The organism is Pectobacterium sp. PL64 (assembly GCF_022477975.1).
GTDB lineage: Bacteria > Pseudomonadota > Gammaproteobacteria > Enterobacterales > Enterobacteriaceae > Pectobacterium > Pectobacterium jejuense.
In genome coordinates this window covers 4,490,926-4,506,755 of the sequence record NZ_CP092070.1, presented here as the reverse complement: position 1 = coordinate 4,506,755, position 15,830 = coordinate 4,490,926, and the positions used below count along the sequence as shown (strand labels likewise).

Here is a 15,830-nt window from a genome sequence, read left to right as displayed (position 1 = left end):
ACCGCAGGCTATCAGCAGGGCGAAAACGCGGGAAATAACATAAATAGCTATAATATAACCTTATGTTACTTCGGTATTCTGGCAGATTATCCTGATGATTCAACGCGCCTCGTCAGCGTATGCTGAAAGAATAAACCAGGTCATCATCCCCCCGATCAGTCCCCAAAACGCTGCGCCGATTCCCCACAGCGTCAGCCCGGAAGCGGTAATCAGGAAAGTAACCACCGCGGCATCGCGCTGTTTTTCATCCAGCAACGCGCGATACAAACTGCCTGAAATGGTGCTGAGTAGCGCCAAACCGGCGATAGCGTGAATCAGCGGCTGTGGTAGCGCCGTGAAAAGCTGCCCGATAGACCCACCAAAAACGCCCGCCAGCAGGTAAAACCCACCAGCAGCGACAGCGGCAAGATAGCGTTTCTTGGGATCGGGATGCACGTCCGGCCCCATACAGATCGCGGCAGTAATCGCGGCGATACACACGGAAAAACCACCGAACGGCGTCAAAATCAGTGCGATTAATGCGGTAATGGTAATCAGCGGTGATATGGGAACCTGATAGCCCGCCGCTTTCAGCGTGGCAACGCCCGGTGCGTTCTGCGATGCCATCGTGACAATGAAAAATGGAATACCGACGCCCAGCAGAGACGCCAACGAAAATTGCGGCGTAATGAATTCCGGCACAGCGAACACCAGCGGCGAATCAGAAACCGCAATTTGCCCACGAAATAAGGCCAGCAGCAGGCCAGCAAGCAGCGTCAGCACAATGGCAAAACGCGGCAGCAGCCGACGGCTGAGCAAATAGGTCACGCACATCGCAAAAGCCAGCCAGAAATCCTGTTGCAGGGAAAGAAAGGCATCCGCACCAAAGCGCAGCAAAATCCCAGCCAGCATCGCGGCAGAAATGGCCTGCGGAATCACATTCATCAGGCGGGCAAAAAGACCGGTAATCCCGCAGATAAAGATAAGCGCGGAGGCAAACAGGAACACGCCAATCGCCTCATTGATCGACGTACCCGGCAGGCTGGTAACCAGCAGCGCAGCTCCCGGCGTTGACCAGGCTGCCAGTATCGGCGCACGGTAGTATAGCGACAGGCTAATCGACGCCAGCCCTTGGGCAATCCCCAGCATGCTTAACCAGCCGCCGATCTGCACCGCACTGGCACCCGCCGCTTCCGCTGCCTGAAAAATGATGGCGGCCGAGCTGGTGTAGCCCACCAGCACCGCAACAAAACCAGCGATGAGGGTCGAAAAGGTGACATCTTTTAGCGCAAATGACGCAGGCATGGTATATCTTCACTCTTGTCGTACGTTATAACGCACAGAAAGCGTTAACATAGCAGCGTGCGCTATAACGCACAAGCAGGAGCCAATATTGATGTCTGATAAGCTAACCCGCCGTATTGGCAATACCTTGAAAACGTTAAGACAAGAGAAAGGCTGGAGCCTCACGCGGGCGGCAGAAGAGACGGGGGTGAGCAAAGCGATGCTCGGCCAGATCGAGCGCGGTGAATCCAGCCCGACGGTCGCCACGCTGTGGAAAATAGCGACCGGCATGAATGTCGCGTTCTCTACCTTTATCGAACCGACGCTCGCGGATGAAGACGTGACCTATCGCTCAGGAGCAGGTTCGGCATTCAGGGAAAACGAAGCGGGAATGCACGTGGTTCCCCTCTTCCCATTCGACGAAAAACTGCGTTTTGATATGTTGGCTATTGAGCTGGCGGCGGGTGCCAGCAGCACCTCATCGGCGCATGAAAACGGGGTGATCGAGCATATTATTGTGCTGGAGGGACAACCGGAGATTACCGTTGATGGGCAGACGCATGTGCTGTCCGCCGGAGATGCTCTACGCTTTGCCGCCGACAGAGAACACCGCTACCACAACCCTGCCGATACCGCGGCACGCTTCCACGATTTGATTCACTATCCTGACAAAAAATAACGCCCTGCAAGCAGAGCGTTATCACGATAAGCGTAAGAACGGGCTTACTCTTCCGCTTTTTTATCTTTCTGCGCCAGCAGTTTTTCCAGCGCATCGCCGCCGAGGTGGCGGAAATCCTGGCCTTTGACGAAATAGAAGATAAATTCACAGATGTTCTGGCAACGGTCACCGATACGCTCGATAGAACGGGCGCAGAACAACGCCGTCAGTACGCTTGGGATGGTGCGAGGATCTTCCATCATGTGGGTCATCAGCTGACGCACAATCCCTTCGTACTCTTTATCCACTTTTTTGTCTTCGCGATAAATACGAATCGCTTCGTCCAGATCCATGCGGGCAAACGCATCCAGCACGTCATGCAGCATCTGCACGGTGTGGCGCCCTAATGACTCCAGACTCACCAGCAGCGGTTGATGCTGATGGGAGAACTTCTCCAGCGCGGTGCGACAGATTTTATCCGCCACGTCACCGATACGTTCCAGCTCGGAAATGGTTTTGATGATCGCCATCACCAGACGCAGATCGCTGGCGGTAGGCTGGCGCTTCGCAATAATGCGCACGCAGGCTTCATCAATCGCCACTTCCATCAGGTTAACTTTGGCATCGCCTTCAATAACCTGCTGAGCCAGCTCCGCATCCTGATTATGCATCGCGGTAATCGCGTCACTCAGTTGTTGCTCCACCAGCCCGCCCATGGTCAGGACCTGCGTGCGGATATGTTCCAGTTCGGCGTTAAACTGACCGGAAATGTGTTTGTTCAGATTCAGATTATCCATGATGCTTCCTAATCAACCGTAACGGCCGGTGATGTAATCTTCAGTCTGTTTCTGCCGTGGGGCAGTAAACAGGGTATCAGTATCGCTGAACTCGATCAGCTCACCCAAATACATAAACGCCGTATGATCTGAACAACGCGCTGCCTGCTGCATGTTGTGCGTCACGATGACCACGGTGTAGTCTTTTTTCAGCTCGGAGATCAGCTCTTCAATACGGCCGGTAGAAATCGGGTCGAGGGCTGAGCAAGGTTCATCCAGCAGCAAGACATCCGGGCGAATCGCGATACCGCGCGCAATACACAAACGCTGCTGTTGACCACCGGACAGGCTATAGCCGCTCTGATGCAGTTTATCTTTCGTCTCTTGCCACAGCGCCGCTTTAGTCAACGCCCACTGGACACGCTCATCCATATCGGCACGAGACAGCTTTTCAAACAGACGCACACCAAACGCGATGTTGTCGTAAATGGACATCGGGAACGGCGTAGGTTTCTGGAACACCATGCCGACTTTGGCGCGCAGCAGCGCGATATCTTGCTTATCTGTCAGGATGTTATTGCCATCCAGCAGGATGTCGCCCTCGGCGCGCTGCTCCGGGTAAAGCTGATACATTTTGTTCAGCGTACGCAGCAGCGTGGATTTACCACAGCCGGACGGGCCGATAAACGCGGTAACCTGATTCGCGGCAATATCCAGCGTAATGTTTTTCAACGCGTGGAATTTTCCGTAATAGAAATTCAGATCGCGTACCTGGATTTTGTTGGATGTCTCAGTAGCCATACTCATCAAGACTTCTCTCTTTTTCCTGGCGCTGACTAGCAGCACCTTGAATTTATTTAATGTTTCTCAGAAAACGACGCTTTCTTAGCGAATTAGTGCTTCTTGGCAGAGAAAATAACGCGCGCCAGAATATTCAGCAGCAGCACACACAGCGTAATCAGCAGTACACCCGCCCAGGCCAGCTGTTGCCACTCCACAAACGGACTCATGGCAAACTTAAATATGGTGACCGGCAGGTTAGCAATCGGATGCATCATATCCGTGCTCCAGAACTGATTCGACAGCGACGTAAACAGCAGCGGCGCGGTTTCCCCAGCGATACGCGCAATGGCCAGCAATACCCCGGTGATGATGCCCGATACCGAGGCCTTCAGCGTAATTGCAGAAATCATTTTCCATTTCGGCGTACCCAGCGCATAAGCCGCTTCACGCAGGCTATCCGGTACCAGTTTAAGCATGTTCTCGGTAGTACGAATCACAATCGGCACCTGCAGCAGCGCCAGCGCAATCACGCCCGCCCAGCCGGAGAAGTGCTGCATTTTTGCCACCACCAGCGTGTAAACAAACAGACCCACCACAATCGACGGTGCTGACAGCAAAATGTCGTTGATGAAACGAATCACTTCGGCGATCCAGGATTTACGACCGTATTCCGCCAGATAGATGCCCGCCATAATCCCCAGCGGCGTACCCAGCAGCGTTGCCCACAGAATCAGTAATCCGCTCCCGACGATGGCATTCGCCAACCCGCCACCCGCCGTATTAGGCGGCGGCGTCATTTCGGTAAACAGCGCCAGAGACATGCCATCCACGCCTCGGGTCACGGTCGAAAACAGAATCCAGACCAGCCAGAACAGGCCGAACACCATCGTGGACATCGATAAGAACAGCGCAATGCGGTTTTTCTGGCGACGCCAGGCCTGCATTTTACGCCGCGAACGCTCCAGAGCAGCGTCTTGCTCTATGCCTAATGCAGCCATTAGCGCGCCCCCTCATTTTTAGCCAGACGCATAACCATCAGCTTTGAACATGCCAGAACAATAAAGGTAATCACAAACAGAATCAGCCCCAGCTCCATCAGTGCCGCCGTGTGCAGGCCGGATTCCGCTTCAGCGAATTCGTTCGCCAGCGCAGAGGTAATACTGTTGCCTGGCATATACAGCGACGCGCTGTCGAGCTGGTAGGTGTTACCGATGATAAAGGTCACCGCCATGGTTTCCCCTAACGCACGTCCCAGTCCCAACATCACCCCGCCGATTACACCGTTTTTGGTGTAAGGCAGCACAATGCGCCAGATGACTTCCCACGTCGTACAGCCAATGCCGTAAGCGGACTCTTTCATCATCACCGGCGTTTGCTCAAACACGTCACGCATCACCGCCGCAATGTACGGGATAATCATGATGGCCAGAATGACGCCAGCCGCCAGAATACCGATCCCGAATGCCGGGCCGGAGAACAGCGAGCCAACAATAGGAATGCCGGACAGGACATTGCCTACCGGCTGTTGGAAGTATTTGGCAAACAGCGGAGCGAAAATGAACAGCCCCCACATGCCGTAAACAATACTCGGTATGGCCGCCAGCAATTCAATCGCCACGCCAAGCGGACGCTTCAACCAGGCTGGTGCCAGTTCTGTCAGAAATAGCGCAATCCCGAAGCTAATCGGAATCGCAATAATCAGTGCAATCAGTGAGGTAACGATGGTGCCGTAAATCGGAACCAGTGCACCAAACTGCTCTGCGGGCGCATCCCACTCTTTCGTCCACAAGAAGGCAAAACCGAACTTCTCGATGCTAGGCCAGGACGCCACAATCAGGGAAACAATGATGCCACCCAATAGCAGTAGCGTGACCAGCGCCGCCAGTTTTACCAGCGTGCTGAAGAGGATATCGCCATATTTTCCCGGGGCTTTGATAGTTGGCTTGTACTCCGCCATACGTCTCTCTTCTCGTTTTAACTACATTTGATAAGCTATTGAAGGCAGAGAGGTTGCTATCACCTCTCCGCCTCGATACGACTTGTTATTCCACTACGTATTTCCCAGAACCTGACAGCCTCATCACGCTCTGGTTATCAACACGACGTGTCGATACGATAATTAGTACAGTGCTTTACCGCTGCTGTCTTTTACCTGAGTTTTCCAGGCAGCACGGATTTGCTCAACCACTTCTTTTGGCAGTGTGGCGTAATCCAGCGCTTCAGCTTGCTCGCCGCCTTTTTTGAACGCCCAGTCGAAGAATTTCAACACTTCAGTGCCCTGCTCAGGTTTATCCTGCTTGGTGTGAACCAGAATGAACGTGGTTGAAGTGATCGGCCATGCATCAGCGCCTTTCTGGTTAGTCAGATCCTGAGCGAAAGACTTGCTCCAGTCGATCTCTTTAGCCGCGTTGCTGAAGCTTGCGCCAGTCGGGCTAACCGCTTTGCCATCGGCAGAAATCAGTTTGGTGTAAGCCAGGTTGTTCTGCTTGGCATACGCGTATTCTACGTAGCCGATAGAACCAGGCAGACGCTGTACGAACGCCGCGATACCATCGTTACCTTTACCGCCCAGACCGGTTGGCCAGTTCACAGTAGAACCTGCACCAATCTTCTCTTTCCACTCTGGGTTCACTTTTGCCAGGTAGCTGGTGAACACGAAAGAGGTACCAGAACCGTCAGCACGACGAACCACAGCGATGTCCTGATCCGGCAGTTTGGCATTCGGGTTCAGTTTAGTGATTGCTGGGTCGTTCCATTTTTTGATGTTGCCCAGGTAGATATCACCCAGCGTTTTACCATCCAGCGTCAATTCGCCAGATTTGATACCAGGAACGTTCACTGCCAGCACCACACCACCGATAACGGTTGGGAACTGGAATAAACCATCCTGTGCTAATTTGTCGTCAGCCAGAGGCGCGTCAGAAGCACCGAAATCGACTGTTTTAGCGATAATCTGTTTTACACCACCAGAAGAACCGATGCCTTGATAGTTAACTTTATTACCGGTTTCTTTTTGATAGGAGTCAGCCCATTTGGCATAAACAGGCGCAGGGAATGTCGCACCGGCACCGGTGAGGTTAGCAGCAGCTAAAGCAGAAAATGCCGTCAGAGAAAAGGTTGCCGCAACAACACTGGCAAGAGTGGTACGCATCAGTTTCATAATCCCTCCTGTGGGATACTCAAACGTGTCGACGTAACGTCGTTATCTATCAGAGTTATCAAATCAGAGTGTAGTTCGCAGGAGGAAAAATAGGACAGTTTGGTGACAGTAAAATGTACGCAATATGACAGTTTTATGACAATGGCGCAGAATGCAGGGAAATTCAGGTGCCACCAGCCAGAACAGGCGTTCTGACTGGGGAAGGAAAGAGGTCAGTGAGTCTGGCTATGGCTAAGCAGTTTGTAAATTGTATCAGGCTTATAGCTATCGCCCTGATAATAAATCGCCCAATCGGTTACCCACGATATATCAATAGAATACACACCGCCTTCCTGCATATCCTCAACGTAGAACGGATGATTGATTAATGTCCCGGTGACGACCGCGTCGTCGATTTTTTCGGGCACAAACCACATGTGTTCACGCTCTTCTCCCTCTTCGCCATGAGGAATGCCAAACTTCACCATAAAGCGCCATTCACTTTCGACAGGTTTAGGTGCTTTTTTTAGTAGCTTAGCTAAAAAACCCGGCTTAGCCGGCTCGTCGCTCACATGGTAGTTTTTAAACATGTTGACGAAATAACGCCAGCGCAGCAGTGCCTTACGTGACATTTCTGCCGTTTCCGCATTCGTGCGCCAGAACATGATGGCATTCTGCTCATCAAACCCTTTGAAGAACGTTTGCAGTACAGGGTTTTCTTCGTTGGTACGAAACAGCATACAGGAAGGCTCCTGATGCACGTCATCCCGATCGGCGCGATCGCCCAGAAACACGCCTTCCGGCGTCCCTTCCAGATCGTAGCGCATGCCTTCCAGAGGCCGCAGTTGGTCAATCGGCGTGGATTGATTCACATGCCGCAGCCCTTCTTCAAACGGCAACGCCACCAGATATTCATAGCCGCTGTCCGTTTGCCCGCACAGAATCGGCTCATTAAAAGTAATCTGCTGATTTTGAATGGCATTATTGACAAAACTTCTGAATAAATCCGGGATGCCGTAATATGAACTGAGCGTCTCGGGAATGACTAATTCGGCCTCTGTCAGGCCGCATCGCGCCAGACCATGTGAGTGAAACCAGAATGTCGTGGGCGGATCGTTCTCGGTATCGTACACGGCATGAATGGTATACAGCGATTCAATTTCCGGCAGGACATCATCTTCCAGCTGAAAATTCAGCCATTCACGGGTAAACACGTTACCAGCAGCGGAAATATCGATCCCCAGGAGAAAATCCGGTACCACAGCGCTTAATAAACGAAGCTGATGAACGTAGTCTTCCAGAGGATTTGGCCCAAAAATACACTCAACCATCACTTCCTGCGTCGCCGCATTCGCCTGCGCCAGCAGCTCGGGCGAAATCGGGTCGGTTGAATGTATCGGCGTGATGCTATTCTCGGGATCGCGCTCCGATACCTCAAGATAAAAGGTCAGCTCGCGATCGTGATGACGACAGGTATAAAAGAATCCGCCCTGTCCCTGCTCGGTATAGCTTACTTCGCCATCGGTGAAAAATGGCTGCGCCTCTAGCAAGCTTTCCAGCAGCGGGTAGCTCATCTCTCGTGAGGAAAAGGCCACCATCGTTGAAGGCGCTTTTTCACCCTTCCCTTCAGCGATATCCAGGTATTGTTGTTTGTTATTCATCATGAACCCGTTAACGTTCTCAATCCATTATTGCCAACGACGGAAAATCAGCGACGTATTGATGCCGCCAAAGGCGAAGTTATTAGACTGGATATAATCCGTCTCAATATGGCGTGGCTCACCCATGATGTAATCCAACTCGCCACAGTCTTCTGCAGGTTGCCGTAAATTAAGCGTCGGTGCAAACCAACCTTCACGCATCATTTCAATACTCATCCATGCTTCAAGCGCACCACAGGCACCCAGCGTATGGCCGAAATAGCTTTTCAGCGACGAAATCGGCGTGGATTTACCGAACACGGCAGCGGTAGCCTGACTCTCCGCGACATCGCCCCGATCGGTTGCGGTACCGTGTGCGCTGATATACCCCACATCGCTAGGTTGTAAACCCGCGCAGCGCAGCGATCCTTCAATGCAAATCTGCATGGTTTCACGCTGAGGTTGCGTAATATGTGCCGCATCACAGTTGGTGTAAAACCCAACCAGTTCGGCATAAATCGTCGCACCACGCGCGACGGCATGTTCAAGCTCTTCAAGCACTAACGTCCCCGCCCCTTCGCCGATAACCAAGCCGTCACGGCTGGTGTCAAAAGGCGACGGCGTCGTTTCCGGCACATCGTTGCGTTGGCTGGTGGCAAACAGCGTATCAAACACGGCTGCTTCTGACGGGCACAGTTCTTCCGCACCGCCCGCCACCATGACCGTCTGATAGCCATGACGAATCGCTTCCCAGGCGTAGCCAATCGCCTGACTTCCCGACGTACAGGCGCTGGACGTCGGAATCACACGGCCGCGCAGGCCAAAAAACAGGCCAGCATTCACCGCCGTGGTATGCGGCATCATCTGCACATAGGTCGTACCGGTAATATTATTGGTGTGCTTTTCGGTCAGCATAGTGGCGAATTCGCTCACCGGCCCTGTGCTGCCCGTTGAGGAGCCGTAAGCAATGCCGGTTTCTCCGTTAGTCAGCACTGGATGACCAATCAATCCAGCCTGTTCCAACGCCAGCTCGGTTGCTCGGGTTGCCATCAGAGACACGCGCCCCATCGAGCGGATGCGTTTACGCGTGTAGTGTTCTGGCAGACTGAAGTGATCAATCGGCGAGCCCAACTGCGTATTCAGGCCATCATAAACCTGCCATTCGGGCATCTTACGTATCGCATTACGACCCGCACGCAACCCGTCAGACACGCTTTCCCAGGACTCACCGAACGCGGTGACGCCGCCCATCCCCGTTACCACAACACGACGCATCACAGCATCCCTCCATTAATAGAAATGACCTGACGCGTGACATAACTCGCGATATCGGACATAAGATAACTCGCCAGCCCTGCGACCTCTTCCGCCTGCCCCATGCGCTTCATGGGAATCATCTTCATGGCTTCTTCAACGGCTACCGGCTCCATTTGAATCATGCCGGTATCAATCAAACCGGGAGCAATGCAGTTAACGGTAATTGTTCGCTTCGCCAGTTCGATCGCCAACGCTTTCGTTGCGCCGATAATGCCCGCTTTCGCGGCGCTGTAGTTAACCTGCCCCCGATTTCCCATGATCCCGGAAACCGAAGACAGCGTGATAATGCGTCCGCCTTTACGCAGACCGATCATCGGCATCACACAGGGATGAATCACGTTATAGAAGCTATCGAGATTGGTGTGAATGACGCTATCCCACGCCTGCTCGTCGAGGGCGGGAAAAGCGCCGTCACAGGTGATACCCGCATTACTGACCACGCCATAGTAGGCACCGTTCGCCTCAATATCCTGTTCGATCACGGTGCGACACGTTTCCCGATCGGCGATATCGAAACTGACGATACGGCCGGAACCGTTTTGCGCCGTAATCTGGCGTAACGTTTCCTGCGCCCCGTTTTCATCACGGTGATAATGCACCACCACGGTAAAACCATCCGCCGCCAGACGCAGCGCAATGGCTCGACCAATCCCTTTGCTGGCACCGGTCACTAACACAGAGCGCGTCATGTTTGTTTCCCCGGTTGTCATCGTCGTTCTTCCGGTTGTCATAATAGCTTTCCCTGTTCTAAAAGTGCTTTTAACTCATGTTCGTCAGGCTGATAGGTGTTCAACCGGCCAGAGGCATACGTCTCCCCAGCTATCGCGATCTCACCCTCAAAGCTACCAATTTTATCGTCACGCATCAGCAGCGTGACGGTCACATCAAGTAGGGAGCCGGCAGGAAAATTATCCAGCTTGCAGCGATAACCCCGTCCGCCCAGCAACATGCCGGGGCGCGGCTTCTCTTGCAGCCCAGTGATTTGACGCCCGTGCCAGCCAGACCAAACCCCGATCGTTTGAGCAATAATTTCGATACCAAACCAGGCAGGCAGATGTCCCTGATCATTGAGAAACGGTGCCAAAATACTGTCGCGACTGACCGCCACACGGCAGTGCGCATGCTCATCATCAACGTGGATCACCTCGTCAACGAGCACCATTGGGGCGGAATGGGGCAGATAAGCTGCCGCAGCCAGATACTCACTCATGATTCGTCCCCAGGATCAGACACGTATTATTGCCGCCAAACGCAAAAGAGTTAGACAGAATGACCGAGCGTGCAAGCGGAGCAGACTCACTGAGCAAGCCGCATGATGGCAGTGAGGCATCGGGGTGACTGCATGAGAAATCCTGCGCGGGCAAAGGGAGATCCCGCGTCAGAAGCAGCCAGCAGATCGCGGCTTCACTGATCCCCGCCGCTCCCAGCGTATGGCCGGTAAGGTGTTTGGTTGAGCTACAAGGCACGCGATCGCCAAACACGGCGTGAACCACGCTGGCTTCAATCTGGTCATTCAGGCGCGTGGCAGTACCGTGTAAATTGATATAACCCACGTCATCAGGCTGCAATCCCGCTTGTGACAACGCCATCGTTATCGCGCGAATCGCCCCTTCACCTTCCGGGTGCGGTGCCGACATATGGTGAGCATCGGACGACTCCCCGACGCCCAATACCGCCACACGATCGGGTTGCCGCCCAATCAGCATAAGCGCCACGCCTTCACCGATGGTGATCCCGTTACGTTCTTCGCTGAACGGCTGGCAGCGCGTTGATGCAAGCGACTCAAGGCTATCGAAGCCATTTAGTGGCATACGGCTCAGCGTATCCGCGCCGCCGACGATGGCGACATCCACCAGCCCGGCATCAATCAATCGCTTACCGCTGATCAGCGCTCTGGCGCTGGAAGAGCAGGCGGTTGATATCGTATAAGCCGGCCCATTTAACGCCAGATAGGCGGCCAGAAACCGGGAAGGATCGCCAAGTTCCTGCTGCGCATAGTGATAAGTGGGAAGATTTTCGCTGACATACCGATCGGCTTCATCCAATCCTGAGGTACTGGTGCCCAGAATCACAGCTACCCGCTCGGGGCCAAACTGCGCGATAGCCGCGTCAACCTGAGGTCGAATTTGCTCCAGGGCGGCCAGCAAGAGCTGGTTATTACGGCTGTCATGCGCCGCCAACGCCACCGGAATAACCGGTAATTCCGCATCCACATTTCCTGTCCAACAGGGCTTATCGTGCAGCAGCCATCCGGTATCAGGGCGCATGCCCGGCGCATGACCGCTGGCAAGGTTGCCGGCAATCTCATCCAGATTATTGCCCAGCGCATTCAGCGCCCCGACGGCGTTAATGTAAATCATGCTAGCTATCCAGATGTTGAATCACGATGTGATAACCAAAGACGAATTGCTGAACGCTCATCGGCACGCGCTGATTATTCCGCATCATATAGCGAATTTCCGTAATCAGCGTGCCGCGATCGTCACGCAGCTGTCTCTTGTCATCGCTATCTTTCAGCGTCCAACCGGCTGGCAGTTGCGTCTGCCACACGGCAATCGGCGCAGTGGCTCAGCATGATATCCGCCAGAACCTGACTGGCTGGCGGCAACTGCGGCAGGACGATGGACTGTTCCGTATGAACACCCTGCGCATCATAGGTGACCTTAAACAGACGAATACCGATAGAGGAAAGCCCGACCAGTGAAAGCTGCTTATCATCGGCACTCAACATCACCAGCAGCGATTGCTGCTTACCGCCAAAGGTTCCCGTCAGCAGTTGCTGTTCGTTGACCGGCGGAATAATCGCGGGGGCGGGTAGCGTGACTTTCACACCTGGTTTGAGCCACGCCTGTGGACGATTATCATCATGCTGTTTGCTGGCACAGCTGCTGAGTAGCAGCACGCCAATAAGCAGAAGCCCACGTCGCAATAATGTCATTTTCGTTTCCCTTTTGAATCAGGCAACGCCAGAGGCGCCAGCAAGAAGGCGATAAAAATACCGCTACAAAGCACAATCCCGAAGCTGCTAATGGCCTGAGTGCTGCTGAAAACCAGCATACCCAGCGTCAGCAGGGCGACGCACATCGCCAGCGTCACCGCCAGCAGCGAAGTCATCGGCGTCCCGCGTGGATTGCTGAAAAACAGCGTGTAATTGATGCCAATACCCAGCACCAAAACCAGCGCCAGCAATGAGAACAGGTTCAGCGAATGACCGCTCAACGCCAGCACCGCCAGTCCGCCGCCCAGCGACAGCACCGACGGCACCACATTGATGACGCCACGACGCAGACCAAGACGGATCACGTAGCTCAGCGCAATCACGACCAGCGCAGCCGCCAGCAACCATCCCAGCATGGCGCGATAGAAACCGAACAGAGCATCGAATGTCCCTTTTCTGTCGATCCACTCCACGCCCGGTAGCGTTTTAGCCATCTGTCCCAGCGCAGCGCTATCGCTCACGCCGCTGACCGGAACCAGAACACCGCTTTTCCCATTGGGTAACGTCAGCCACAGCAGTCGCCACCCTTCACTTATCGGGCTATCCAACCAGCGTTCCGGCGTGACCGGCATCGGTTGTACATTCGGCATAGCCACCTCAACGCCCGTGTCTTTAAGACGCTCGATAACCGCAGGCGCGGCCGATGCAATAAGCTGACTATCGCGCTGTTGCTGAGCCTGAGAAGAAAGCGGCAGCAGCCGATACTGCTTTAGCCACGCCTGTTGCTGCGCGTCACGCAGTTTAGGCGCGAGCTGTTCCAGACGCAGCAATGTCTCTTCTGCGCTGTCGCCGTAGACCACGAACCAGGTTTGATCGGCGCTCTGCCCCGTTAATGCCGTCAACTGCCGCTCTTGCTGCATCAAACCCTGCGGCAGCGCCTGTAGCTGGGAAATATCATCATTGACCTCCAGCCGCAGCAGCCCCACGACAGAAAGCACCAGCAGCGTCAGTGGAATCCCCAAACGTACGACACGCTGACGCCGCCACGCAGCCAGCCAGCGCCCCATCAGCACCATAGCGGGAACAGGCCTGACCGGCAGCCCCTTAACCAGAAAAGGATACCAGCACACCACGGTCAGACAGGAGGCTGTCAGCCCGGTTGCGGCGAACACCGCCAGCTGCTGTAGGCCGGGGAACGGAGCCAGCGCCATGATCAGGTAGGCGACAACCGCCGTACCCAGCGCAAGCAGAAGCGCGGGCAGCACCTTTTTCAGGCTTTCCATCGCCGAGACATGGCCGCCGTGCACCATCCGTTCGGTCAAATAATAGAGCGTATAATCCGCTGAAATCCCGACGATGCTGATACTCATCACCAGCGTCATCAAATGCAGCTCACCGAACAGCAGCAGGGTAAAGACCGTACCTGCCAGCGCACCGATGCCCACCGACAATCCACATAGCAACAGCGGGCGCGGAGAACGAAACACAAAGAAGATCAGCAGCAGAACACCCGCCACGGTGGCGACGCCGAGAGTAGAAACATCCTGTCTGGCCTGTTGGCTGGCATAGTTGCTAAACAGTACCGTCCCGCGAGTGAGCACCTCGGCATCAGGGAATGCAGCCTTGAGATCGCGTTCAAGGACACCGAGTTTATCAACCAGTTGCTGATTACGCGCCATATCAAACGAGCCAGCGCTAAGCTCACCGTGCAGGAAATACCAGGTGCGGCCTTGCGCGTCTTTTGCCGTTAACCAGCCTTGTGACAGCCCCAACTGGCTGGCATTTTGCTGCAACGCCAATTGAGATCCGCGCACCAGCATTAAAGGGTCGTGACTTAACTCCTTGCCGCTCACGCCAGCAAACGCGGAATAAAGCTGTGCCAGCACCCAATCGGCCTGCGCCGCACCGCCATTCTCTAATCGCGCGCGCGTGACGGGATCGACCAGACCATTGCGATGTTCAAAAACGAATCTCCCCCATCGCTGCTGCTGTTCGGCATCAATAGGGCCATTAACCTGCTGTAGATCGGGAAGCGCACGCAGGTGTTTCAGCCACCAGTCCGCGACCGCAGGATCCGCCTGCTTGCCCGGCGTCACCAGCCACACCATTTGCCGATCTAGGCGCTGCATAAAGCCTTGCTGTAACTCAGGGGGAAGTTCGCCCATCGACTGCTTGGGCAGCAGCGCCAATACGCTACTGTTGATCTGCGCCTTCGGCAGCAGCAGCGCCAGCGCGGCGATCAGCACGATACAGCAGCCAATCCAAACCCGCGCCGCGCGACGAATGCCGTCAGAAAACGAAACGCTGTTGCTCATCATCACTCAACATCCGGGGTTCGATCCGCTGATTGTTCAGCGTAATTCGGGTCATGTCGCCTTGGCGGTCATCCAGCGCAATGCCGTCAAGAAACTCACCACCGTTCAGCGTAATCGAGTTAAACAGTTTATCTAACGGCGAGGTTTTGGGCGTCAGCACCAGTTTCCACTGCTGCTTGCCGAGATCGGTAAAATCGATGGAAAAATTCTGTTCTAATACATGGCGATCGGCCTGAAACAGGGCGCGTAACAGGTGGTTAAACTGAAACATCTGCGGATTGCTTTCCGCCGTGACGATCTGCGGCGCTTGCCCGTTCATCACCTGAACCATACGCGTTTCATCCAACACCATCGTCAGTGGAAACGGCGTGGCCTGATGCCACCACAGCCCTTTGTCCTGCGCGATCAACAGTTGTCCGCTGGATTTCAACGGCTTTGCCATGCCTTTTATTTCACGCAGTTGGGTGAAATCAGCCCGCACAACAGGCTGGCTACTGAACCGCTGTTGTAAATCATCCAGCGTAACGGCCTGCGCCACACCGCTCAACAGCAAAAAAAACCCGACAATCAGTCGTATCATGGCGTCACTCCAAGGCGCTCAAACAAAATGGGGGGAGAAACAAAACTCAGCTCACGGCATCCTTCCTGTACCGCGACCTGAATCGTATAGCCCGTCGTGGCACGTTGGCCGCTTTCGGCATCGAAAATCTGGTAGGCGATGCGCAAGCGATTCTCGACTTCCTCGATAGTGGCGCGAATGCGTATACGCTGTTCGTAAGTCAGCGCCGCACGATATTTCACCCGCGTATCGACCACAGGCCACACATAGCCAGAGGCCTGCATTTCGCGATAGCCATAGTTAAATTTGCTCAGCAGCGCCTCGCGCGCCACTTCGAAAAAACGAAAATAGTTACCATGCCACACCACGCCCATCGGATCGCAGTCATGGAAAGACACCGTTAGTTCAACTTCATGGCTTAAGCGAGAATCGTTTAGCACCC

The 15,830-nt window shown here is 54.3% G+C and carries 15 protein-coding genes and 1 pseudogene; 1 reads left to right on the top strand and 15 read right to left on the bottom strand.

Annotated elements, in window-relative coordinates; genetic code table 11:
• Nucleotides 1-99: 99 nt before the first annotated feature.
• Entirely contained in the window at nucleotides 100-1,284 is a 1,185-nt protein-coding gene (locus tag HP572_RS20275) for a benzoate/H(+) symporter BenE family transporter (RefSeq protein ID WP_240584158.1), read from the bottom strand.
• 91 nt (nucleotides 1,285-1,375) lie between these two features.
• Between HP572_RS20275 and HP572_RS20270 the strand changes: the two genes are divergently transcribed.
• Nucleotides 1,376-1,942, top strand: a complete 567-nt coding sequence (locus HP572_RS20270; protein WP_240584157.1) for a helix-turn-helix domain-containing protein — start codon at nucleotides 1,376-1,378, stop codon at nucleotides 1,940-1,942.
• A gap of 44 nt (nucleotides 1,943-1,986) precedes the next feature.
• Here HP572_RS20270 and phoU read toward each other — a convergent pair whose 3' ends face one another.
• The 14 genes and pseudogenes from phoU to HP572_RS20200 form a co-directional block, all read right to left on the bottom strand.
• On the bottom strand, nucleotides 1,987-2,718 hold the full coding sequence (phoU, locus tag HP572_RS20265; RefSeq protein WP_039275953.1) for a phosphate signaling complex protein PhoU: 732 nt from the start codon (nucleotides 2,716-2,718) through the stop codon (nucleotides 1,987-1,989).
• A gap of 12 nt (nucleotides 2,719-2,730) precedes the next feature.
• The gene (gene pstB, locus HP572_RS20260) at nucleotides 2,731-3,504 is read right to left on the bottom strand and encodes a phosphate ABC transporter ATP-binding protein PstB (protein ID WP_010681437.1); all 774 of its coding nucleotides are present in this window, start codon (nucleotides 3,502-3,504) and stop codon (nucleotides 2,731-2,733) included.
• A gap of 86 nt (nucleotides 3,505-3,590) precedes the next feature.
• The gene (gene pstA / locus HP572_RS20255) at nucleotides 3,591-4,478 is read right to left on the bottom strand and encodes a phosphate ABC transporter permease PstA (protein ID WP_039475203.1); all 888 of its coding nucleotides are present in this window, start codon (nucleotides 4,476-4,478) and stop codon (nucleotides 3,591-3,593) included.
• Nucleotides 4,478-5,437: a phosphate ABC transporter permease PstC gene (gene pstC / locus HP572_RS20250; protein WP_010300064.1), complete on the bottom strand. Its 960-nt coding sequence runs from the start codon at nucleotides 5,435-5,437 to the stop codon at nucleotides 4,478-4,480. The genes pstA and pstC overlap by 1 nt, the downstream gene beginning before the upstream one ends.
• A 162-nt stretch (nucleotides 5,438-5,599) precedes the next feature.
• Entirely contained in the window at nucleotides 5,600-6,640 is a 1,041-nt protein-coding gene (gene pstS, locus HP572_RS20245) for a phosphate ABC transporter substrate-binding protein PstS (protein ID WP_240584156.1), read from the bottom strand.
• 212 nt (nucleotides 6,641-6,852) lie between these two features.
• On the bottom strand, nucleotides 6,853-8,280 hold the full coding sequence (locus HP572_RS20240) for a DUF4026 domain-containing protein (protein WP_240585789.1): 1,428 nt from the start codon (nucleotides 8,278-8,280) through the stop codon (nucleotides 6,853-6,855).
• Between the two features lie 27 nt (nucleotides 8,281-8,307).
• Complete coding sequence (locus HP572_RS20235) at nucleotides 8,308-9,534, bottom strand: beta-ketoacyl-ACP synthase (RefSeq protein ID WP_240585788.1); 1,227 nt, start codon at nucleotides 9,532-9,534, stop codon at nucleotides 8,308-8,310.
• Nucleotides 9,534-10,265 (bottom strand): 3-ketoacyl-ACP reductase FabG2, encoded by a 732-nt coding sequence (locus tag HP572_RS20230; protein ID WP_240584155.1) that lies wholly within the window; start codon nucleotides 10,263-10,265, stop codon nucleotides 9,534-9,536. Before HP572_RS20230 ends, HP572_RS20235 begins: the two co-directional genes overlap by 1 nt.
• Nucleotides 10,266-10,303: 38 nt before the next feature.
• On the bottom strand, nucleotides 10,304-10,786 hold the full coding sequence (locus HP572_RS20225; RefSeq protein WP_205549471.1) for a hotdog family protein: 483 nt from the start codon (nucleotides 10,784-10,786) through the stop codon (nucleotides 10,304-10,306).
• Complete coding sequence (locus HP572_RS20220) at nucleotides 10,779-11,936, bottom strand: beta-ketoacyl-[acyl-carrier-protein] synthase family protein (protein ID WP_240584154.1); 1,158 nt, start codon at nucleotides 11,934-11,936, stop codon at nucleotides 10,779-10,781. Before HP572_RS20220 ends, HP572_RS20225 begins: the two co-directional genes overlap by 8 nt.
• 1 nt (nucleotide 11,937) lies before the next feature.
• Nucleotides 11,938-12,514, bottom strand: a pseudogene (locus tag HP572_RS20215) (DUF3261 domain-containing protein).
• Nucleotides 12,511-14,832 carry an MMPL family transporter gene (locus tag HP572_RS20210; protein WP_240584153.1) on the bottom strand — a complete coding sequence of 774 codons (2,322 nt, stop codon included), beginning with the start codon at nucleotides 14,830-14,832 and terminating at the stop codon, nucleotides 12,511-12,513. Before HP572_RS20210 ends, HP572_RS20215 begins: the two are co-directional and overlap by 4 nt.
• Nucleotides 14,804-15,409 carry an outer membrane lipoprotein carrier protein LolA gene (locus tag HP572_RS20205; protein WP_240584152.1) on the bottom strand — a complete coding sequence of 202 codons (606 nt, stop codon included), beginning with the start codon at nucleotides 15,407-15,409 and terminating at the stop codon, nucleotides 14,804-14,806. The genes HP572_RS20210 and HP572_RS20205 overlap by 29 nt, the downstream gene beginning before the upstream one ends.
• Nucleotides 15,406-15,828, bottom strand: a complete 423-nt coding sequence (locus tag HP572_RS20200; protein WP_010681449.1) for a thioesterase family protein — start codon at nucleotides 15,826-15,828, stop codon at nucleotides 15,406-15,408. Before HP572_RS20200 ends, HP572_RS20205 begins: the two co-directional genes overlap by 4 nt.
• Nucleotides 15,829-15,830: the final 2 nt, after the last annotated feature.